The following is a 21,351-nucleotide window of genomic DNA, read 5'->3' as shown; positions in this document are numbered from 1 at the left end:
GCAAGCCCCCGCCGGCCCTATTCCTCGAGGGCCGGAATGGAGTAGACGCCTTGTTTGCAGAAACCAGAAAAACGGGCATGCAGCCCCCCGCACCCTTTGCCCACGTTTTCCTGCAGTGGATTACTGGCCGCCCTGGGCCAAGCAAAGCTGAGCCTCGATCCGCGGAGGAACAGGCCGCAGAGGAACAGGCCATGGTGCACGTGCCGCTGTGCGAACTGGAGCGGCTGAACCAGATTTCGCCGCACCTGCTGGCCGATATTGGAGTGGCACGGGCCGCCTTTGCCGGGGACGCATCCCCCTGGCGGCTGAAAGACGGCCGGCATCTGCTGCTGCGCCCGCCGCTGTGACGGAAAGGAACGGCCGGCAGACCGCCGGCCGCGCGGCCTCAGCTGCCCAGCGGCAGCATGGTGGTCGACTTGATCTCCTCCATCGACAGCAGCGCGGTGACGTTGTGCACCTTCACCTCTGAGATCAGCGCCTGGTAAAACACGTCATAGGCGCGCGCGTTCTGCACCCGGACTTTCAGGATATAGTCAATGTCGCCCGCCAGCCGGTGCGCCTCCTGCACCTCCGGGCGTTCGCGCAAGGCTTGCAGGAACTTGGCCTGCCATTCCGCCTCATGCTCCGAGGTGCGGATGAGCACGAAGAAACAGGCCTCGAACCCCAGCGCCTCCGGGTCCAGCAGCACCGTCTGCTGGCCGATCACCCCGGCCTCCTTCAGCTTGCGGATGCGATTCCACACCGGGGTCTTGGAGGACCCGACCCGGCGGGCAATTTCATCCAGCGACTGGCTGGCGTCGCGCTGCAGCTCAGCCAGAATTTTCCGGTCCGTGCCGTCGATCCGCACCGTCATTCCTGTTTTCTCCTTTTGTGAGGACCAATCGGCCCGATGTCCCGCCGCGGCAAAACCAATGTTCTTATTTCCGCGCCCATATAGCGCAATACCGGGAATATTTCCTATATCTAACCGCAAGTCAAACACACTGCAGAGGGTACAGGAATGTCCGCACCATCGACACATGCTGCCAATGCCACCACTCACGTCCGTGGCGGCATGGACTGTATGGTTGCGGGCCAGGTGACCTTTGCAGGCTCCGGCCCCGGCGATGCAGAGCTTCTGACCCTGAAAGCCCTGCGCGCGCTGCAGACCGCGGACGTGATTTTGCACGACCGCCTGGTCAGCGCGGAAATCCTGGCGCTGGCGGGCCCGCAGGCGGTGCTGGAAGACGCCGGCAAGGAAGGTTTCGGCGCCCAGGTCAGCCAGGCGGACATCAACGCCCGTCTGGTCGAACTGGCCAAGCAGGGCAAAAAGGTGCTGCGGCTGAAGGGGGGCGACCCGGCGATCTTTGCCCGCCTGGACGAGGAGCTGACCGCCTGCGAGCAAGCCGGCATCGCCTATAGCATTATTCCCGGCATCACCGCCGCCTCCGCAGCCGTCGCCGCCATCGGCCAGAGCCTGACGCAGCGCGGCCGCAATACTTCGGTCCGGTTCCTGACCGGTCACGCGATGAGCGGCTTTGCCGATCACGACTGGGCCGCGCTGGCGCGCCCGGGCGAGGTTGCTGCGGTTTACATGGGCAAGAAATCCGCCCGCTTCGTGCAGGGCCGCCTGATCATGCATGGCGCCGACCGCGCGACTCCGGTGACCATCATCGAAAACGCCTCGCGCCCCGATCAGCGGGTGCTGGAAACAACGCTGGACCGCCTGCCCGCCGACCTGGATGCGGCCGGTTTCGGCGGCCCTGCCCTCACATTCCTGGGTCTTGCCCCGCGCCAGGCGGCGGCAGCCCTGAACGATCTCAAAACGGAGCTTGCATAATGGCCCGCGCCTTTACGCCCAAAGTCATCACCGCCAACGACCTGCTCGAGGGCGACGTGATCTATTTCACCGCTGACGGCAGCTGGACCCGGAACCTGTCCGAGGCCGAGCTGATCACCGACGAGGCGGAAGCCCAGCTGCGCCTGATCGAGGCGGAGAAGCAGAACATCAAGATCGTCGGCGCCTATCTGGCCGACGCCAAGGCCGGCCCGAACGGCCCCGAGCCGACCCATTTCCGCGAGGAATTCCGCCGCACCGGCCCCTCCAACTACTTCCACGGCAAACAGGAGGCTGAAGCCAATGTATAAGTACAACGAATTCGACGAAGCCTTCCTGGCCGAACGCAACGCCCAGTTCCGCGCCCAGGTCGAGCGCCGCATCGACGGCTCCCTCACCGAGGACGAGTTCAAGCCGCTACGCCTGATGAACGGTGTTTACCTGCAGCTGCATGCCTACATGCTGCGGGTCGCGATCCCCTACGGCACCCTGAACCCGAACCAGATGCGCACCCTCGCGCTGCTGGCCGAGAAGTGGGACAAGGGCTACGGCCATTTCACCACCCGCCAGAACATCCAGTACAACTGGCCCAAGCTGCGCGACCTGCCGGACATGCTGGACGCGCTGGGTGAGGTCGGGCTGCACGCCATCCAGACCTCGGGCAACACCATCCGCAACACCACCGCCGACCATTTCGCCGGCGCCGCTGCGGATGAGCTGACCGATCCCCGCCCCTATGCCGAGCTGATCCGCCAGTGGTCGACCGACCACCCGGAATTCCAGTTCCTGGGCCGCAAGTTCAAGATCGCCATCACCGGCAGCAGCGCCGACCGCGCCGTGATCAAGGCGCATGACGTGGGCCTGCAGGTGGTGGAGCAGGACGGCAAGGTGGGCTTCAAGGTCATCGTCGGCGGCGGCCTGGGCCGCACCCCGATGATCGGCCAGGTACTGCGCGAGTTCCTGCCGCAGGCGGATCTGCTGCCCTACCTGGAGTCGGTTCTGACCGTCTACAACGTGCTGGGCCGCCGCGACAACAAATACAAGGCGCGCATCAAGATCACCGTTTCCGAGAACGGCATCGACACCTACCGCGCGATGACCGAGGAAGCCTTCATGGCGATCCGCGGCCAGTACGACGGCACCGATCAGCAGTTGCTGGAAGAGATCAAGACGCATTTCCGGGCGCCGGAGTTCCGTTCCGCCCCGACCGATGCGTTCGATGCGGCCTATGCAAACGACCCGGTGTTCCGCGCCTGGGCCGACACCAACCTGCACGCGCACCGCGCCGAGGGCCACGCCATTGCCACCATCTCGATCAAGGCACATGGCCAGACCCCGGGCGACGCAACCGCTGAGCAGATGCGGGTGATGGCCGACCTGGCCGAGCAGTACGCCTATGGCGAGCTGCGCATCAGCCACCAGCAGAACGTGATCCTGCCGCATGTCCACAAGAACGACCTGCCGGCGATCCACGCCACGCTGAAGGCGCATGGCCTGGCCACCGCCAACATCGGCCTGATCTCGGACATCATCGCCTGCCCGGGCATGGACTACTGCGCGCTGGCGACCGCCCGCTCGATCCCGGTCGCACAGGAGATCGCAACCCGCTTTGACGAGCTGAAGATGGAGCACGACATCGGCCATCTGCAGATCAAGATCTCGGGCTGCATCAACGCCTGCGGCCACCACCACGTTGCCCATATCGGCATCCTGGGCCTGGACCGCGCCGGCGTCGAGAACTACCAGATCACCCTGGGCGGCGACGCCACCGAGACGGCTGCCATCGGCACCCGCACCGGCCCCGGCTTTGCCTATGACGAGATTGTTCCGGCCGTGGAACGGATTGTCGAGGTCTACATGGCCCAGCGTGAAAGCGCCGAGGAAACCTTCCTCGAAACCTACCGCCGGATCGGCATGGAGCCGTTCAAGGCAGCACTGTATCCCGAGGCTCAGAAAAAGGTCGCCTGATCTGATGTTCCATTCAGCCGGAAACAAGCCCGCCGGGGAAGCCGAGCTTCTCCGGGACCGGGAGCTGGCCGCCAAGGCGGAGGCGCTCAACGCGCGCTTCCGCCACCATTCGGCCACCTCGGTGATGGAGGGCGCATTGCGGGACGCGGGGCACATCGCCCTGGTCTCCTCTTTCGGCGCGGAATCCGTGGTGCTCCTGCATATGGCCGCGGTCATCGACCCGATGACGCCGGTTGTGTTCGTGGACACCGAACTGCTGTTCACCGAGACGCTGATCTATCAGCAGGAGGTGAGCGAGCGGCTGGGCCTGCGCAATGTGCGCATCATCCGCGCCGACGATATCGCCGAGAAGGACCCCTACGGGGCCTTGAAGTTCAGCGACAAGGATGCCTGCTGCACCCTGCGGAAAACCGTGCCGCTGCAAAAGGCGCTGGCGGACTATGACGGCTGGATCACCGGCCGCAAGCGGTTCCAGTCGGGATCGCGCGCGGCGCTGGAGTTCTTCGAGGTCGAAGACGGCACCGGGCGGCTCAAGATCAACCCGCTGGCCCACTGGGCGCCCGAGGACGTGCGCGCCTATATGGATGAAAACCGCCTGCCCCGCCATCCGCTGGTGGCCAAGGGCTACCCGTCGATCGGCTGCGCGCCCTGCACCAGCCCGGTCAAGGAAGGCGAAGACCCGCGCGCCGGCCGGTGGCGCGGGGAAAACAAGGAAGAATGCGGCATCCACGTGGTGGACGGCCAATTCGTACGCACAGGAGCGTGAGTGAGATGACTGTTATCGTGACCGACACCGGCTTTGCTGCCGATGACTGGACCGGCGGCTTTGACGGCGCCAACGTGCTGGAGCTGGCCTCGGACGCCAATCTGAACGACGTGTCGCTGGACGGCGTGGAGCTGGTGCGGGTGCAATTCCCCAGCTTTGCCGACGGCCGCGGCTTCACCCTGGCCCGCCAGCTGCGGCTGAAAGGCTTTGAGGGCCGCCTGCGCGCCTTCGGCCATGTGATCGCCGATCAGTACGCCATGGCGCGGCGCTCCGGCTTTGACGAGGTGGAGCTGAGCGACGAGCTCGCCGCCCGCCAGCCCGAGGACCAGTGGCTGGCCCGCGCCAACTGGAAGGCCCACAGCTACCAGGCCCGCCTGCGCGGCAGCACCGCTGCCCGCTGAGCCAGCCCCGAACCCGGGACGCTCCCTGAGACCGGTTCCGTTGCATCCCGCGCGGGGCCGGTTTCGCAAAACAGGGGGTTTTCCTGACCTGTATCAAAGACTAATCAGAGGTGCCGGCTTCTCCTCCGGCAGAGTAACCGATGAATGAGATGACCGCCGTGACCGACACCGCAACCGACCCGAAACCGGCCAAGGCCGTTCCGGCGCTGCCCGACGCCCAAACCGTGACCCAGGTGAAACACTGGACCGACCGGCTGTTCTCCTTCCGCTGCACCCGGCCTGCCTCCCTGCGCTTCCGCTCCGGCGAGTTCGTGATGATCGGCCTGATGAACGATCCGGACCCCAAGACCGGCAAGCAGAAGCCGCTGCTGCGCGCCTACTCCATCGCCTCCCCCTCCTGGGACGAGGAAATGGAGTTCTACTCGATCAAGGTGCAGGACGGCCCGCTGACCTCCAAGCTGCAGCACATCCAGGAAGGCGACGAGATCATCCTGCGCCCGAAACCGGTCGGCACCCTGGTGCATGACGCGCTGGTTCCGGGCAAGCGGATCTGGTTCTTTGCCACCGGCACCGGCTTTGCCCCCTTCGCCTCGCTGCTGCGCGAGCCGGAAACCTATGAGAAATTCGACGAGGTCATCATCACCCACACCTGCCGCGAAGCAGGCGAGCTATCCTATGGCCGCGAGCTGATCGAGAGCCTCAAGGACGACGAGCTGCTGAACGAGGTGATCGGCGAAGACTTCTGGAAGAAGATCAAATACTACCCGACCACCACCCGCGAGGAGAGCGCCAAGATGGGCCGCATCACCGACCTGATGCGTTCCGGCGAGGCGTTTGCCGACCTCGGTGTGCCGCCGCTGAACCCGGACAGCGACCGCGCGATGATCTGCGGCAACCTGGCCTTCAACCTCGAGCTCAAGGATCTCTTCGAGAACACCTACGGGCTTGAAGAGGGCGCCAACTCCAAGCCCGCGCATTTCGTGGTGGAAAAGGCGTTCCTGGACTGATCCGGCGCAGGGCTGGCCCTGCGGGCGGCCCCATTTTCGACACGGTTTTGACGGGAGGCTGCCGCCTCCCGTTTATCATTTGTTGGGGATGATTCCGTAATTCTGTGGCTGAGATCCAGAATGGAGCAGCACCAGATGCACAACGAAACGGCCCCCGGGCATACCCCCGTCTTCCAGTCCGTCCGCAGCGAAGCCGGCAAGGCCCGTGTCAACGCGGCGCTGGCCAGCTTCCAGAACCGCCCGGATCAGGTGCAACCGTCGATCCCGGAAAAGATTGCCGCCATCAAGGCGCGCTTCGACGCCCGCGCCATGGCGCCGCAGGACATTGACCGGATGTTCGACGCGCTGGTGCAGGCCGGCCACCCGATGACAGCGCCGATGCTGCTGCTGAATTCGATGGGCGAGCGCTTCCGCAGCCATCTCTCAGGCCTGTCCGGCAGGGATTACGACGGCGGCCGGACTTTGGATCTGATCGCGGTGGCGCAACTGCAGATCCAGCGCGCCCGCAAGCAGGGCGGCGCCAGCGGCGGCTGGGAAAGCTTCCTGGCGTTCCTGGTGCCGGAGCCGCCCGCGGCGCAGGCCGCCGCCGAGGCGCCCCTGGATCATATGGCACGCCTCGCCCAGCAAGCGCAGGCCCGGCCGAACTGACGGCGCGGCCGCCCCGTTCAGCCCTCAGCCCGAAGAAAAGGCGGCCGGGAAATCCCGGCCGCCCTTTGTTTGTCCGCACATCCAGCGGGCCCGGTCACTCGCCTGCGGTGGCGGCCTCGTCCGTTGCACCGGTTGCACCGGCACCGCTCTGGTTCAGCAGTTCCTCTGCGGTGGTGGTGGCGCTGTCCAGCGTCTCGGTGGCGGCGTCCTGGGTGGCGTCAGCCGCGCCGGCCGCTGCATCGGCGGCGTTGTCCATCGCAGTGGCAGCGGCATCGACCGCGGTGCCGCCGGAGTCTCCAGCCGCCTCGGACGCGCCTTCAAGCGCATCGTCCACAGCTTCCGAAACCGCACCGGCGGCCTGATTCACCGCATCCTGCACGGCCTCCACCGCCTCGCCGGCCGCTTCGGCGCCGGATTCAATGGCTTCTTCCACCGCCTCGGCCGCGTCCTGAGCCGCCTCTTCCGCAGCCGCTTCCGGCTCTTCCGAGGTTACCGGCGCGGTGCTGCTCTGCTCTTCCTGCACCGCCGGCGCCTCAGCCGGGGCCGGTTCCTGCACGTCCTGGCCGCTCACCAGCAGATAGGCCACCACCGCGGCGGCGCCCAGTCCCAGCACGATCAACAACTGTTTCATAGATCTCTCCTCACTCTTGCCGGCCCGTCACAGGCCGGGGCCGCTCCTGCTGCGGCATCTGCCCCGCCAGATGGCGATGCAACCGGCACAGCTCAAGGGGGAAGTTTACCACATCTTCGTCACGGGCGGCGGAGGAACGCCATTCCGCGCCAAACTGGCGGAACACCGCCGCAATCCAGCCTTTTCAAACTGTTGCGCCGCCGGTTCTGCCCGCCCCCGCACCGCCCCGGCAGCCGTTTTCAGGGCCATTTGCAACATGCGGCCTTGAAAAGAGGCTTTCCTGCCGCCATACCGCCCATAACGCTTGAATCACACGCGCGGGGGCAGTAGCGTTCCCGCACTTTTTGCAATGACAGAAGGATCGCAGTCATAGCCCGCAGACCTCATAACGCGCCGCCGCAACGTGACACCGGCCCGCGCGTCAACGAAAAAATCCGCGCCCCCGAAATCCGCCTGATCGGCGCCGATGGCGAGAACGTCGGGGTTGTGCACCCGGCGAAGGCCATGGACATGGCGGCAGAGGCCGGACTTGATCTGGTGGAAATCTCGCCCAATGCCAACCCGCCCGTGTGCAAGATCATGGACTTCGGCAAGTTCAAATACGAACAGCAGAAGCGCGAGAGCGAAGCCCGCAAGAAGCAGAAGATCATCGAGGTCAAAGAGGTCAAGTTCCGTCCCAACACGGACACCCATGACTACGATGTGAAGATGCGCAATGTCGTCAAGTTCCTGGAACACGGCGACAAGGTGAAGGTCACCCTGCGCTTCCGCGGCCGCGAGATGGCGCACCAGAACCTCGGCCGTGAGCTGCTGGAACGGGTCGCCGAGGACGTCAAGGAAATCGGCAAGGTCGAAAACATGCCGAAGATGGAAGGCCGCCAGATGATCATGATGATCGGCCCGCTGGCCAAGAAATAAGCCGCAGCGCCGATCGTGAAAGACACCGCCCCGCAGCCGCCGCTGCGGGGCTTTTTCATGCCATCGGCGGACCCCCGCCCAGCCAGCAGCCGCCAGCTTGCGGAAAAACGCCTGCCCGCATACAGTCCCGCCGTGCGACTCTGCAAGAAAGGCGCACACTGGTTGCGGAACCGTTCCAGCCGCCGCCGGGATTGATGGCAGTTCCACACAGCTCCATGACGCCTTCGGCGCAGCCGGAAGGGGGGCCTTTGGACCGGGATTGCATCTGATTTCATCGTGTTTCCGCAGCTTTTGAGCTGACCGCACGCCGGCCGCTGGCCGCAATGCATCCTCATTTGTCCAAAGTCCGGGGTGTGCGTTCCCTCTTCTCCAGTGCAGCCGGTCCGCTGCCCCGCCGGGGCAGAGGGCTTTGTTCTTGACCAGTACATGGGGGAAGCCTGCTATGGCACAATCTCAGATGTTTATTATTCCCGGTGAAGTCGACACCAAAATCACCATCAGCGAAATCATTGTGGACGGGAAAACCGCGCTGAAAATTTCGGTCGATGCCGACGAAAGCCTGCAGCAGGCCGATCTGCGCGGGCTGTTCTTTGACCTTGGCCTAGATGATCAGGGGTTCCTTGACGGTCTCAGCGTGATGGGCGCGGATGTAACGGATTCCCAGTTCAAGACCGACAAGGTCAAGGATCTGGGCAATGGCGCCAATCTGAACGGCGCGATCACCAAGAAGGGCAACGGGTTTGACGCCGGGGTGGAATTCGGCACCCAGGGCATCGGCAAGGACGACATCGACAGCACCATGTTCGTTCTGAAGCACGACAGCCTTGATCTGGACATTTCGCTGCTCGACAACGTGCGCTTCGGGGTGCGCTACACCTCGGTCGGTCCCGAGGGCGAGCGCGAGGACTCGCTGAAGATCGTCGGCTCATCGCAGGGCACTCCGGTGGCCAACAAGGATCACCTGACCACCGATGAGGACACCAAGAAGACCATCAATATTCTGGACAATGACAGCGATCCGGACGGCGATCCGCTGACGGTGACCGACATCAGCGGCGGCACGGTGGGCGCCTACTTTGCCGTGACCACCGACGGCGGCCGCGAGGGCAAGGTAAAGGTGGAAGCGGACGGCACGTTCACCTTCAATCCCAAGGACAACTTCCAGGACCTAGCCGAAGGCGAGATGGACACCGTTGAACTGAAGTACCAGATCAGCGACGGCAACGGCGGCACCGACTGGGCCAATATCTGCATCAAGATTGTCGGCGTGAACGATGCGCCCAAGGCCGAGGACGACGGCCCGTTCTTCATCGAATCCAACGATATGGACAACTTCGTGGTGCTGGCCAACGACACCGATGTGGACAGCGCGATCGATCCGTCGACGGTGATGTTCTCCGGCGCCTCCGGCACCGCGGCCAATGACAGCGGCGAGCTGAAATACACTGCTCAGGACATCGGCGGCGACCTCATCGACGACTCTCTGGCGGATACCTTCGTCTACACCGTGGATGACGTCGAAGGCGCCACCAGCAATCCGGCCAATGTCACGGTCAATGTGATCGACCCGCTGGTGGAGACCAATACCGACGATGCGACCGGCGGCAACGGCCAGGCCCTCAGCCTGACGCTCAGCACCGAGGACAGAACCTTCAACGACAGCAGCTTTGTCAGCGTCGATATCGGCGCCGGTGCCGTCAGCCAGAATGTGAACGTGTCCTTTGTCATCGATGGCTCCGGCTCGATCAGCAGCAGCGAATACACCCAGCAGCTGATTGCGGTGCAGGATACCATTGACGATTTGCGCACCGCTTACACCGGCTCTGCCGCCACGGTCACCGTGCAGCTGGTGCAATTTTCGCTCAACGCGCAGCAGAACACCTTCGATCTGTTTTCGCCAACGCTGGACGACATCACCGGAGGAACCCCGCTCTCACCACAGCTCGGCGGGTTCACAAACTACGAGGCAGCGCTGCAGCTTGCCGATGCCTTCTTCAGCGGAAAGGCGGCTGAAGACAATTTCATGCTGTTCACCTCTGATGGGGAGCCGAACCGGCCAATTCCCGATGCTTTTGTCTTCGGCGATGAGGTGACTTCGCTGAACGCCAGCAACGTCAGCATTACCGCAGTTGGATTTGGCGGCGCCAACCAGGCCACACTGGATACCATCGACAACACCGGCGGTTCCGAGGTCGTGGCCAATGCGGCCGCCCTGGGCGATGTCTTCGCCGACTCGCCGATCTTCCCGGCGGACCTGATCAGCTTCGCATTGTCGGTGAACGGCGGGCCGGTTCTGTTCGACGAAACGGACTTGAACCCGCTCGGCGGCGGCGCCTTCGACCTGGATAGCTTGCTGCTGATGCTCGACAACAGCCACACGGCGAACAATGTCGTCACCGCAACGGCAACTTTCGACACCGACAATGACGGCATTGCGGATGAAACCCTGACAGCGATGACCAACATCAACGGCACCGACGGCAGCGACGTCATCTTCGTCTGACCGCCCGGCCTTCCGGAACACGGCAGCGCGCAAGGCTTTCCTTGCGCGCTGGATTTCCGTCCGGCTGACGCCGCAGTCAGGCGGCGGCAACCGCGCGTTTGGCCATCACTTTGACCAGATGGGCGCGGTATTCCCGGGTGCCGTGCAGATCGCCGATCATACCGGCCGCATCGACGCTGTGGCCGTCCAGCGCATCCGGCGCAAAACTGGCGTCCAGCGCCGCCTCGGCCTCGCGCCAACGGAACACGCCCTCCTCCGAGGCACCGGTCACAGCCACCCGCACCCCCGCGGCGTATTTCGCAACAAAGACGCCGACCAGCGCAAAGCGCGAGGCCGGCTGCAGGAACTTCTGGTAGTTGGCTTTTTCCGGCACCGGGAAACGCACCGCGGTGATGATCTCGCCCTCCTCCAGCGCCGTCTCGAACAGGCCGCGGAAGTACTCATCGGCGGTGATCTCGCGCCTGTTGGTGACGATGGTGGCGCCGCTGCCCAGCGCCGCCGCCGGATAACAGGCCGCCGGGTCGTTGTTGGCAAGCGAGCCGCCGATGGTGCCGCGGTTCCTGACCGCCGGGTCGCCGATATGGCTGGCCAGATCCGCCAGCGCCGGATAGCTGTCCGCCGCAGCCTCTGCCACCGCGGCATGGGTGACGGCACCGCCGATGGTCAGCACGCCGTCATTGTCGCCGATCTCCTTCAGCTGCGGAATGCCGGTGAGGGAGACCAGTTTCGACGGCATAGCCAGCCGCTGCTTCAGGGTCGGGATCAGTGTCTGCCCGCCGCCCAGCGCCTGCGCGTCCTCCTCCGCCAGCGCGGCTACCGCCTCCGCCACGGTCGCGGGTTTCACGAATTCGAATTCATACATTTCGTATCCTTTCCGAAAATACTCCGGGGGTATGGGGGCAGCGCCCCCATGAACCCTTACCCGTTCATCGCCGCCCAGACCCGCGGCGGCGACAGCGGCATGTCAATATGGGTGACGTTCTTGCCGCCCGACTGCAGCGCGTCGATCACCGCGTTGACCACCGCAGGCGGCGACCCGATGGCGCCGGCCTCGCCGCAGCCCTTCACCCCCAGCGGGTTGTGGGTGCAGGGCGTCTGGCAGGAATGGTCCACCTGGTAGAACGGCACATCATCCGCCCGCGGCATCGCGTAATCCATGTAGGAGGCCGACAAGAGCTGGCCATCCTCGTCATAGGCCGCATTCTCCAGCAGCGCCTGGCCAATGCCCTGCCCCAGCCCGCCGTGGACCTGGCCGTCGACGATCATCGGGTTGATGATATTGCCGAAGTCATCCGCCGCCGAGAACCGTTCGATGGTGACCTTGCCGGTGTCCGGGTCCACCTCCACTTCGCAGGCATAGGCGCCGGCCGGATAGGTGAAGTTCGCCGGGTCATAAAACGCGGTTTCCTCCAGCCCCGGCTCCAGCTCCTCCAGCGGGTAGTTGTGAGGGACGTAAGCCGTCAGGCAGACATCGCCCCAGGCCACTGATTTGTCGGTGCCCGCGACGGTGAACTGGCCGTCCTTCAGCTCAATGTCAGCATCCGAGGCCTCCATCAGATGGGCGGCGATCTTCTTGGCCTTGGCGATGATCTTCTCGGTCGCCCGCACCATGGCCGAGCCGCAGACCGCGATGGAGCGCGAGCCGTAGGTGCCCATGCCGAACGGAACCCGCCCGGTATCGCCATGCACGATATCGACCATGCCCTCGTCGATGCCGATCATATCCGCCACCACCTGCGGAAAGGAGGTTTCATGCCCCTGCCCGTGGCTATGCGCCCCGACAAAGACGCTGATGGTGCCAGTCGCGTTCACCCGCACAGTGGCCGCGTCATAAAGCCCGGCACGCGCGCCCAGCATGCCCACGATGTTGGAAGGCGCAATTCCGCAGGCCTCGATATAGCAGTTGACGCCAAAACCGCGCAGCTTGCCGTTCTTCTCGCTCTCGGCGCGGCGGGCGGCAAAGCCTGCCAAATCGGCGACTTGTTCCAGCTTGTCCATGGTCGCCACGTAATCGCCGGTGTCATAGGTCAGCGCCACCGGGGTTTCATAGGGAAACTCGGTGATGAAGTTCTGACGCCGCAGCGCAATCGGATCGGCGTCCAGCTCGCGCGCGGCCTTGTCGATCACGCGCTCCAGCTGATAGGTCGCCTCCGGCCGGCCGGCACCGCGGTAGGCATCCACCGGCACGGTGTTGGTGAACACAGTCTTGACGTTCACCTGCACGATCGGCGTCTTGTAGTTCCCCGCCATCAGGGTGCCATGCAGGTAGCTGGGCACCGAGGTCGAAAACGTCGACAGATACGCACCCATATTGGCCATCGTATTGGTGCGCAGCGCGGTGAAATTGTTGTCTGCATCCAGCGCCAATTCGATCTTGGTCACGTGGTCGCGGCCATGGGCGTCGGAGATGAACGCCTCTGCCCGGGTCGAGGTCCATTTCACTGCCCGGCCGCAGGCCTTGGCGGCGAAGGTGCAGAAGGCTTCCTCGGCGTAGTGGAAGATCTTGGAGCCGAAGCCGCCGCCCACATCCGGCGCGATCACCCGCACCTTGTGCTCCGGCAGGCCCAGCACAAAGGCGCACATCAGCAGGCGGATCACGTGCGGGTTCTGGCTGGTGGTGTGGAGCGTGTATTCATCCGTTCCGCGGCTGTAATCGCCGATGGCCACGCGCGGCTCCATCGGGTTGGCAACCAGGCGGTTGTTGACCAGTTCCAGTGTTGTCACATGGGCGGCACTGTCAAAGGCCGCCTGCACCGCGTCGTCATCCGGATTGCCGAACACCCAGTCATAACAGAGGTTTGAACTCAGATCCTCATGCACCTTGGGGCTGCCGTCCGCCAGCGCCTTGGTCATGTCCACCACCGCTGGTTTGTCGCTCAGGTCGAGGTCGATGGCCTCGGCGGCGTCGCGGGCCTGTTCCAGCGTGTCGGCCACCACCGCGGCAACGATTTCGCCCACATGGCGGATGGTATCATGCGCGATGATCGGGTGGCGCGGCTCCTGCTGCGGGTTGCCGTGGCGGTCGGTCACACCCCAGCCGCAGGGGATGCCGCCCACTTCGGCAAAATCGGCGCCGGTGAAGATCTTCACCACGCCGGGCATTGTCTCAGCCGCGGATGTATCGATGGAATTGATGGTTGCATGGGCCACATCCGCGCGCAGGAAATGCACGTATGCCTGGCCGTTCACGTTGATGTCGTCGGTATAGTTCCCGGCTCCTGTCAGGAACCGCACGTCCTCGCGCCGCTTGGGGCTGGCGCCGATGCCGTTATCCTTGGGCATGTCTGGTCTTCCTCCCTGGAGGGTGCTGCCGTGGCGCACCTCTTGGTCAACTTCTCCTTGTTCAGCTCAGGCCGCGGTCCGGCCTGGGGTCGTCATTTCACTCCGCCGCAATGGAGGAGACATCCTGGCCCGAGGCCGCCATGATCGCCTTGACGATGTTGTGGTAACCGGTGCAGCGGCACAGGTTGCCCTCGAGGTAGTCGCGGACTTCCTGCTCGCTGGGCTTGGGGTTGTCCTTCAGGAGCGCTGCGGCCGACATCACCATGCCCGGCGTGCAGAAGCCGCATTGCAGTCCGTGGTGGTCCTGGAAGGCCTGCTGGATCACGTTCAGAGAACCGTCGGCGTTGGCCTGCCCCTCGATGGTGGCGACCTCGGCGCCTTCGGCTTCCAGCGCCAGCATGGTGCAGGATTTCACCGCTTTGCCGTCCACATGCACCACGCAGGCGCCGCACTGGCTGGTGTCGCAGCCCACATGGGTGCCGGTCAGCCTTAGCGTGTCGCGCAGGAATGATGACAGCAGCGTGCGCCCTTCGACCTCGCCGCTGGCAGCCTTGCCGTTCACGGTCATTGAGACCTTGGCCATAGTACCCTCCCTAAGCTTGATTTTTGTCTGGCTGGGGAGAGTTAAACACGGAGACCGCAATCCGCGAAGTGTTTTAACAGGGTCGCGGTGGGGAAATTTCCCGTCAGAAGCGCTTACCTATGGTTGTGACCTTGCGTCATCAATCACGCGCTGCGGCGCGGCATCACCCTTCAGCGTCGCGCCGCGGCATCGGCCGGGTGGGAATCTCTTTCAGCAGCCCGCCGACGCCCATTGCGGCAATATCGGCGGAGCGGACGGGAATGCCGCAGATCACCCGCTCCAGCACCCAGTCTGCGCCATTGAGCGCCGGGGAGCGGGCGCAGCCCGGCAGGCCGATCACCGGCTTGCCACGCAATGCGCCCAGAAACAGCAGGTTGCCGGGATCGACGGGCATGCCGAAACGGGTCACCGTGCCGCCTGCCTGCCGCAGCCCCTGGGGCGCCACGTCGTGAGGGTCGGAGGTGGCGGAACCGGTGAGGATCAGCACCAGCTGCCCAGGTGCGTTTGCGACGGCTTCGGCCAGTTCCGCCTCGCGGTGCGGCACCACCACCCGCGGCGAAAGCGTTATCCCCATCCGGTGCAGGCGGCCCGCCATGGCGGCACGTCCCTTGTCCGGAGGGGTGTCTTCCGTGACCGCCGTTTCGATCAGCGTGGCGGAGGACAGGACCGGCGGCAGCACCCGGATCGCATCCCCTGCCCCCGCGCTGGCGCGGCGGATGGCGTCGGCGGGCACGCCGTAGGAAATGATCTTGATCGTTGCCAGCATCCCGTCCGCATCGGCGCGGTGATAGTCCGGCACGGTGGCGACGGTGATCATCGGGTCCACCGCGTTGACCGCCTCCAGCCTGCCCCGGTCCAGCCGCACCAGCCCGGCGCGGGCGGCATAGAGGTTCACCCGCCCCGTGCCGGCGCCGGAAATCCGGATGCCCTGCGCGGACGGATCCGGCACCAGCGCCTGTGCCAGAGCTTCGGCGGCGGCGTCCTCGTGCATGTCCGCGGGGTCGAGCCGGGCAACGGTCAGCACTTCATGGCCGGCGGCGGCCAGGGCTGCGAGGTCTTCGGGCCGCAGCACCGTGCCCTTCGCCACCTTGCGGCCGGCCCCTTGCAGGGAGTGCGCAAGGATTGCGCCTTCGGCGTCCTGCAGGGGAATTGCACCGAACCTCATGGCTGCTTGCCGCGCAGCACGGCGGTCATTTCCGCGAGGATAGAGACGGCGATTTCCGCCGGGCTGGCGGCGCCTATGTCCAGGCCGACCGGGCCGTGGATGCGGTTGATCTGTTCCGTTGTGAACCCGGCCTCCTGCATGCGGGCGATGCGGGCGGCGTGGGTCTTCTTGCTGCCCAGCGCACCGATGTAAAACACCTCTGCGGCCAGCGCCGCCTGCAGTGCCGGGTCGTCCAGTTTGGGGTCATGGGTCAGCAGCACCAGAGCGGTGCGGGTATCGAGGCCGAGCTTTTCGACGGCTTCGTCCGGCCAGTCGTCCATCAGGGTCTCGCCGGGGAAACGCTCCGGCGCGGCAAAAGCCGCGCGCGGGTCGATGATCACCGGGTCATAGCCGGCAATCCGCGCCATCGGCACCAGCGCCTGGGTGATGTGGACCGCACCGACGCAGACCAGCCGCAAAGGCGGGTTGTGGACCGCCACAAAGGTCTCTCCGTCGTCTTCCAGCCCGGAGCGGTCCATACGCATACGGTCCGGATACTCTGCGCGGGCGAGCCGCCGGGCGCCGGTTGCGAGGTTCACTTCATAGGCCGCGGGGGTACGGCTGGTACGGGCGGCCACCAGCTCTTCCAGCAGTTCCGCAGGCAGCGCGGAACCGACCGGCTCCACCAGCACCTTGATGGTGCCGCCGCAGGCCAGGCCGACGGCAAAGGCGTCCTCGTCGCTGACGCCGAATTCCAGCAGCCGGTGTCGGCCGTCCTGCAAGGCTTCGAGCGCCTCCACTACCACCGCACCCTCGACACAGCCGCCGGAGACTGAACCCTCGATCTGCCCCTCGCCGGACACCACCAGCTGCGCGCCGGTGCGGCGCGGGGCGGAACCCCAGGTCTGCACCACGGTGGCCAGCGCCGCGCCGGTGCCGGCCGCGTGCCACTCCAGCGCGGTTTCGGGGGCGTGTTCAAAGGGGGGCATGGTCTGCATCGGCGGGCCTTCCGGGTTCCGGTGGTGTTTGCTGACAAAATCGGCACTTGCCCCCCGGATTGCAAGCGGCGGCGGCTAGAGCAGTGCCATCAGCCGGGCCTTCTCACCCGCGTCGGAGGGGCTGGAGATCACCTGCGCCAGATCCTGCAGCGAGGCGATGGAGTGGCCGGCGCGGAAACTGTCGGTATAGGGCAGCATGGCGCAGATGCCGGTGGCCTTGGGGGCGAACCCCTCCCAGCGCAGCAGCGGGTTCAGCCAGATCAGGCGGCGTGAGGACAGCTGCAGGCGCTGCATTTCCCGTGCGAGGTCTTCGGGACCGCCGCGGTCCAGCCCGTCGGTGATCAAGAGCACCACCGCGCCCTGCCCCATGACGCGCCGCGACCAGTCGCGGTTGAAGGCATGCAGGCAATCGCCGATCCGGGTGCCGCCCTCCCAGTCCTGCGCCTCTGCCCCCGCGGCGGCCAGTGCTGCGTCCACGTCGCGCTGCGCCAGATGTCGGGTGATGTTGGTCAGGCGGGTGCCGAAGGTGAAGCCGTGCACCCGCGCCCAGCCCTGCCCCTTTGCATTGGCGGCGGCGTGCAGGAAATGCAGGATGATGCGGCTGTACTGGCTCATCGAGCCGGAGATGTCGCAGAGCACCACCAGATTGGGCCAGCGGATGCGGCGCTTGGCGCGGGCGATGGCTTGAAGATCGCCGCCCTGGCGTGCGGCATTGCGCAAAGTGCGGCGCCAATCCGCACGGTGCCCCCGCGGCGCTGCCATCAGGCGGCGGGACTGGATGGGTGTCACCGGCAGCTTCAGTTGGGCAAGCACACGCTTGGCGGCGGCAATCTCCGCAGTGCTCATCTGTTCGAAATCCAGCGTCCTCAGCCGTTCCTCAGCCGACATGGTGCGGGAGGCGTCTATCTCAATCTCGGTACCTTCCGGCTCCGTTTCCGGGAGGTCCGGCTGCTCCAGCATGCCGTCAAGCAGCGCCTCGGCGGCGCGTTTTTCGGCGGGCTTTGCGGGGCGGTCCTGCTGCACGCCGCGGATCGCCGGCAGCATCGCGGCCATCATCTGCTCAAGGTATCTGGGATCGCGCCAGAACAGGCGGAAGACCTGGGCAAAGACAGTGCGCTGCTTCGGCTTGGTGACGAAACAGGCGTGCAGCGCCCAATAGAAATCCTGACGGCTGGTGAAGCCCGCAGCGGCCACTGCCTCCACCGCGTCCAGCACCCGGCCCGGGCCGATCGGAAGCCCGGCCTTGCGCAGGGCACGGGCGAAATGGGTGAGGTTGCGGACCAGCTTGGGATTGTCCGGCAGGGAAAGCGGCGGAAAGTCAGGCACTACCGTTCATGGGGGCGCTGCCCCCATACCCCCGGAGTATTTTGGGAAAAGTGAAGCATCAGGCCGCGTCCAGGCTGGCCTTGGCCTGATCGAGGATGCGCTTGGCCTCGGAACCGTGCAGGCGGGCGATGTCGTCCTGGTATTTGAGGATGGCGCCCAGGGTGTCGGCGATCACCTCCGGGCTGAGGGCGATCACGTCGAGGGCCAGCAGGCAATTGGCCCAGTCGATGGTTTCGGCGACGCCGGGTTTCTTGAACAGATCCTCGGTGCGCAAGGATTGCACAAAGGCGACGATTTCGCGGCTGAGCTGTTCGCTGGCCGCGGGCGCGCGGGCGTTCAGGATTTCGACCTCGCGGGTGAAGTCCGGGTAGTCGACCCAGTGATAGAGGCAGCGGCGTTTCAGCGCATCATGCACCTCCCGCGTGCGGTTGGAGGTGAGGATCACAACCGGCGGTTCCGGCGCGCGGATGGTGCCAAGCTCGGGGATGGTCACCTGGAAGTCGCTGAGCGCCTCCAGCAGGAAAGCCTCGAAGGGTTCGTCGGTGCGGTCCAGTTCGTCGATCAGCAGCACAGGGGCGCCGTGCTCGTCCGGGCGCATCGCCTGCAAGAGCGGGCGTTCGATCAGATAGTCCTGCGAGAACAACTCGTCTTGCAGGGCGGCGCGGCCGGCGCTGCCAGCGGCCTCACCCGCGGCTTCGGCGGTGCGGATCGCCACCATCTGAGCAGCGAAGTTCCATTCATAGACGGCGCTGGCGGCATCCAGCCCCTCGTAGCATTGCAGCCGGATCAGGCGGCGGCCGAGGCCTGCGGCCAGCGCCTTGGCGATCTCTGTCTTGCCGGTGCCGGCCTCGCCTTCCAGGAACAGCGGGCGGCCGAGTTTCAGCGACAGGAACACCACGGTGGCGAGCGCCCGGCCGCAGACATAGCCCTGCCGCGACAGCAGTTCCTGCACCTGTTCGATCGACTGCGCCTGCATGGCTCACCTCCCGGCTGTGACCCGCCCAACAGGCCATGCGCAGGCCAATCGGTCAAGCCGCGCGGGGCGCGACGCTGCGGCCCCGGCTGCGGCGCGCGCGCTGTTCTGGAGGGTTTGTATCGCAGCGGCCTTCGGGTAAGACTGGCGGCAAAGCAGTAAAAGGCCGAGGCATGAGCGACACATCCCAGATGCGGTTTTCACCGGCAGCACCGCGCTGCGGGCGGGAGTGACGATGCGGGTTCTGGCCATCCTCTGCGTGCGCAACGAGGGCGCGTTCCTGCTGGAATGGCTGGCCCATTACCGGGCCGCCGGCTTTACGGATTTCCTGGTGTTTTCAAACGATTGCCAGGACGGCACCGATGCGATGCTGGACCGCCTACAGGGCATGGGGCAGCTGGCGCATGTGCGCAACGGCGGGCCTTACGGCACTGAAGGCATCCAGTTCACGGCGCTGAAAATGGCGGACAAGCACCCGCAGATGAAATCCGCCGATTGGGTGCTGGTAGCGGATATCGACGAGTTCCCCTGCATCAAGACCGGCGATGGCACGGTGGCGGCCCTGCTGGCGGCACTGCCGCAGGCGGATGCCGTCACCCTGACCTGGCGGCTGTTCGGCAATGGCGGCGCGGTTGCGTTCGAGGACCGACCGGTGACCGAGCAATTCACCCGCTGCGCGCCGGAAGTGATCCACTGGCCCTGGCGGGCTGTGATGTTCAAGACGCTTTACCGCAACGACGGCACATATGGGAAATGCGGTGTGCACCGGCCCCGAAGCATCCGCGACAAGGCGCGGCTGGAAACGTTCCGCTGGTTCGACTGCGAAGGACGCGAGCTGGGCGGGGACTTCAAGACCAAGCGGCTGTTTTCCGATTACGGCCGGCCGAACACCCAGCTGGCGCAGCTGAACCACTATCCGCTGGGCGCAATGGAAAGCTATGTGCTGAAGGCCGACCGCGGCCGCGTGAACCGGCAGGCCGGGCTGGGCATGGATTACTGGGTGGAGCGCAACTATGCCGCTTGCGAGGACCATGCGATTGACCGCTATGCCGCCCGGCGCGGCACTTTGCAGGCAGGGCTGATGGCGGATGCGGAGCTGGCCCGGCTGCACAGGGCGTCGGTGGACTGGCGCAAGGCGCGGTTCAGGGAGCTGATGCTGGCGGAGGAGAACCGGGCACTGTTTGCCCGGCTGATGATGACGCCGCCAGCGCGGCCCCTGACGGCGGCGGAAGGCGCCGAGATGCGCCGCTATGCGATGCTGGGTCTGGCGGCCGAAGGCGGCAGGCCGCCGGCCACCCCGCCCGGACCGTAAACCGGCCTGAGTTTTTCTAATTTTAGCCTTATTTGTCACCTAAGTGTAAATTAACAAAAGCGCCGTAAAGCGTACCGGGGGTATCAAAGGTGGCAGCGATGCAGGACGGACTCGAAAATCTGGAAGAGGACCTCTCCGGTCTGAAACCCGCCCAGTGGAAGGCCCGGATGGCGGCGCTGGCGGAAGAGCACGGCATGTTCCAACCGCTGGGCGACAAGCATTTTGCCACCTTCATCGACCAGGGCAACACGCTCTTGGTGACCTTTGAAACCATGCAGGGCATCCACAACCTGTCGGATCAGGCGCAGCCGCTGGGATTCGATCTGGTGAAGAACCTGGGCTGGTCGCATATGTGCGTGGTCTCCGACGGCGACACCTGGTTCCGCGAGGGGCGGATCTACGGCTTTTTCGACCAGCTGATTGACGACGGCTTCTTTGACGAGTTCGACAATGTGATCTTTTACGGCGCAGGCCCCTGCGGCTATGCGGCGGCGGCCTATTCGGTGGCATCGCCGGGGGCCACCGTGGTGGCGGTGCAGCCGCAAGCGACACTGGACCCGCGGATGACCGAATGGGACGACCGCTTCACCGAAAACCGGCGCCTGTCGTTCACCGACCGCTACGGCTATGCGCCTGATATGCTGGATGCGGCGGCTCAGGCCTTTGTGATCTATGACCCCTACGAGCGGCTGGACGCGATGCATGCGGCGCTGTTCGCCCGCAAGAACGTCACCCGGCTGCGGGCCGCCAACATGGGCGGCGCGGTGCAGACACGGCTGATCGAGATGGAGATGCTCTATCACATCCTGTCGCTGGCGGGCAGCGGCAAGCTGTCAGACGCGGCCTTTTACAAGCTGTTCCGGGCGCGCCGCAACAACTCCTTCTTCCTGCGCAACCTGCTGGGCCGGCTGGAGCGGGAGGACCGCGGGGTGCTGATGGCGCTTCTGTGCCGCAATGTGACGGAGCGGATGCGGGCGCCGCGGTTCCGGCGCCGTCTGGAGGAGATGAGGAAGCGCGCCGAAAGCGGCGAATTCAGGATTCCGGACAAACGCTGAGCGGGCTTCGGCCACGCGCA

General features: G+C 65.2%; 21 protein-coding genes. 12 read left to right on the top strand and 9 right to left on the bottom strand.

Annotation, left to right across the window (positions count from 1 at the left end; translation table 11 throughout):
* Positions 1-77: 77 nt before the first annotated feature.
* Positions 78-347 carry a hypothetical protein gene (locus tag KUV26_RS00605; RefSeq protein WP_222506990.1) on the top strand — a complete coding sequence of 90 codons (270 nt, stop codon included), beginning with the start codon at positions 78-80 and terminating at the stop codon, positions 345-347.
* 38 nt (positions 348-385) lie between these two features.
* Here the strand turns inward: KUV26_RS00605 and KUV26_RS00600 are convergent, their stop codons facing one another.
* Positions 386-853 carry an Lrp/AsnC family transcriptional regulator gene (locus tag KUV26_RS00600; protein WP_222502204.1) on the bottom strand — a complete coding sequence of 156 codons (468 nt, stop codon included), beginning with the start codon at positions 851-853 and terminating at the stop codon, positions 386-388.
* A 210-nt stretch (positions 854-1,063) separates the two neighbouring features.
* On the opposite strand from KUV26_RS00600, the gene cobA reads away from it, so the two are divergent.
* The 7 genes from cobA (at position 1,064) to KUV26_RS00565 (ending at position 6,606) form a co-directional block, all read left to right on the top strand.
* Positions 1,064-1,819 carry a uroporphyrinogen-III C-methyltransferase gene (gene cobA / locus KUV26_RS00595; protein WP_222502702.1) on the top strand — a complete coding sequence of 252 codons (756 nt, stop codon included), beginning with the start codon at positions 1,064-1,066 and terminating at the stop codon, positions 1,817-1,819.
* Positions 1,819-2,127, top strand: a complete 309-nt coding sequence (locus KUV26_RS00590) for a DUF2849 domain-containing protein (RefSeq protein WP_222502203.1) — start codon at positions 1,819-1,821, stop codon at positions 2,125-2,127. Before cobA ends, KUV26_RS00590 begins: the two co-directional genes overlap by 1 nt.
* On the top strand, positions 2,120-3,784 hold the full coding sequence (locus KUV26_RS00585; protein ID WP_222506989.1) for a nitrite/sulfite reductase: 1,665 nt from the start codon (positions 2,120-2,122) through the stop codon (positions 3,782-3,784). The genes KUV26_RS00590 and KUV26_RS00585 overlap by 8 nt, the downstream gene beginning before the upstream one ends.
* Positions 3,785-3,788: 4 nt before the next feature.
* The gene (locus KUV26_RS00580; protein WP_222502201.1) at positions 3,789-4,550 is read left to right on the top strand and encodes a phosphoadenylyl-sulfate reductase; all 762 of its coding nucleotides are present in this window, start codon (positions 3,789-3,791) and stop codon (positions 4,548-4,550) included.
* 5 nt (positions 4,551-4,555) lie between these two features.
* On the top strand, positions 4,556-4,951 hold the full coding sequence (locus KUV26_RS00575; RefSeq protein WP_222502200.1) for a DUF934 domain-containing protein: 396 nt from the start codon (positions 4,556-4,558) through the stop codon (positions 4,949-4,951).
* Between the two features lie 140 nt (positions 4,952-5,091).
* Positions 5,092-5,958, top strand: a complete 867-nt coding sequence (locus KUV26_RS00570; RefSeq protein WP_222506988.1) for a ferredoxin--NADP reductase — start codon at positions 5,092-5,094, stop codon at positions 5,956-5,958.
* 135 nt (positions 5,959-6,093) lie between these two features.
* Positions 6,094-6,606, top strand: coding sequence for a hypothetical protein (locus KUV26_RS00565; RefSeq protein WP_261399693.1), 513 nt, complete (start codon positions 6,094-6,096; stop codon positions 6,604-6,606).
* A 94-nt stretch (positions 6,607-6,700) separates the two neighbouring features.
* On the opposite strand, the gene KUV26_RS00560 is transcribed toward KUV26_RS00565, so the two are convergent.
* Complete coding sequence (locus KUV26_RS00560; protein WP_222502197.1) at positions 6,701-7,237, bottom strand: hypothetical protein; 537 nt, start codon at positions 7,235-7,237, stop codon at positions 6,701-6,703.
* A 369-nt stretch (positions 7,238-7,606) separates the two neighbouring features.
* Here KUV26_RS00560 and infC point away from each other — a divergent pair, with 369 nt between their 5' ends.
* Positions 7,607-8,155: a translation initiation factor IF-3 gene (gene infC, locus KUV26_RS00555; RefSeq protein ID WP_065269375.1), complete on the top strand. Its 549-nt coding sequence runs from the start codon at positions 7,607-7,609 to the stop codon at positions 8,153-8,155.
* Between the two features lie 457 nt (positions 8,156-8,612).
* Positions 8,613-10,658 carry an Ig-like domain-containing protein gene (locus KUV26_RS00550; protein ID WP_222506986.1) on the top strand — a complete coding sequence of 682 codons (2,046 nt, stop codon included), beginning with the start codon at positions 8,613-8,615 and terminating at the stop codon, positions 10,656-10,658.
* Between the two features lie 76 nt (positions 10,659-10,734).
* On the opposite strand, the gene KUV26_RS00545 is transcribed toward KUV26_RS00550, so the two are convergent.
* The 7 genes from KUV26_RS00545 to KUV26_RS00515 form a co-directional block, all read right to left on the bottom strand.
* A complete protein-coding gene (locus KUV26_RS00545; protein WP_222506985.1) occupies positions 10,735-11,520 on the bottom strand; it encodes an FAD binding domain-containing protein in 786 nt (261 codons plus the stop codon).
* A gap of 56 nt (positions 11,521-11,576) precedes the next feature.
* The gene (locus KUV26_RS00540; protein ID WP_222506984.1) at positions 11,577-13,940 is read right to left on the bottom strand and encodes a xanthine dehydrogenase family protein molybdopterin-binding subunit; all 2,364 of its coding nucleotides are present in this window, start codon (positions 13,938-13,940) and stop codon (positions 11,577-11,579) included.
* A gap of 97 nt (positions 13,941-14,037) precedes the next feature.
* On the bottom strand, positions 14,038-14,523 hold the full coding sequence (locus KUV26_RS00535) for a (2Fe-2S)-binding protein (protein WP_222502193.1): 486 nt from the start codon (positions 14,521-14,523) through the stop codon (positions 14,038-14,040).
* A 163-nt stretch (positions 14,524-14,686) separates the two neighbouring features.
* On the bottom strand, positions 14,687-15,688 hold the full coding sequence (locus KUV26_RS00530) for a molybdopterin-binding protein (RefSeq protein ID WP_222506983.1): 1,002 nt from the start codon (positions 15,686-15,688) through the stop codon (positions 14,687-14,689).
* The gene (locus KUV26_RS00525) at positions 15,685-16,665 is read right to left on the bottom strand and encodes an XdhC family protein (protein WP_409996935.1); all 981 of its coding nucleotides are present in this window, start codon (positions 16,663-16,665) and stop codon (positions 15,685-15,687) included. Before KUV26_RS00525 ends, KUV26_RS00530 begins: the two co-directional genes overlap by 4 nt.
* A gap of 75 nt (positions 16,666-16,740) precedes the next feature.
* A complete protein-coding gene (locus KUV26_RS00520) occupies positions 16,741-17,991 on the bottom strand; it encodes a vWA domain-containing protein (protein ID WP_222506982.1) in 1,251 nt (416 codons plus the stop codon).
* Between the two features lie 58 nt (positions 17,992-18,049).
* Positions 18,050-18,967 (bottom strand): AAA family ATPase, encoded by a 918-nt coding sequence (locus KUV26_RS00515; RefSeq protein WP_222502190.1) that lies wholly within the window; start codon positions 18,965-18,967, stop codon positions 18,050-18,052.
* Between the two features lie 232 nt (positions 18,968-19,199).
* Here KUV26_RS00515 and KUV26_RS00510 point away from each other — a divergent pair, with 232 nt between their 5' ends.
* Both KUV26_RS00510 and KUV26_RS00505 read left to right on the top strand, forming a co-directional pair.
* Entirely contained in the window at positions 19,200-20,276 is a 1,077-nt protein-coding gene (locus tag KUV26_RS00510) for a glycosyltransferase family 2 protein (RefSeq protein ID WP_222506981.1), read from the top strand.
* Positions 20,277-20,374: 98 nt separating this feature from the next.
* Positions 20,375-21,331, top strand: coding sequence for a phosphoadenosine phosphosulfate reductase (locus KUV26_RS00505; RefSeq protein ID WP_222502188.1), 957 nt, complete (start codon positions 20,375-20,377; stop codon positions 21,329-21,331).
* The last annotated feature ends 20 nt before the right edge of the window (positions 21,332-21,351 follow it).

The sequence above is a fragment of the Leisingera daeponensis genome (assembly GCF_019801465.1).
Classification (GTDB): Bacteria; Pseudomonadota; Alphaproteobacteria; order Rhodobacterales; family Rhodobacteraceae; genus Leisingera; species Leisingera daeponensis_A.
The sequence above is the reverse complement of the archived record's forward strand: the minus strand, read 5'-3'. Positions and strand labels throughout refer to the sequence as shown.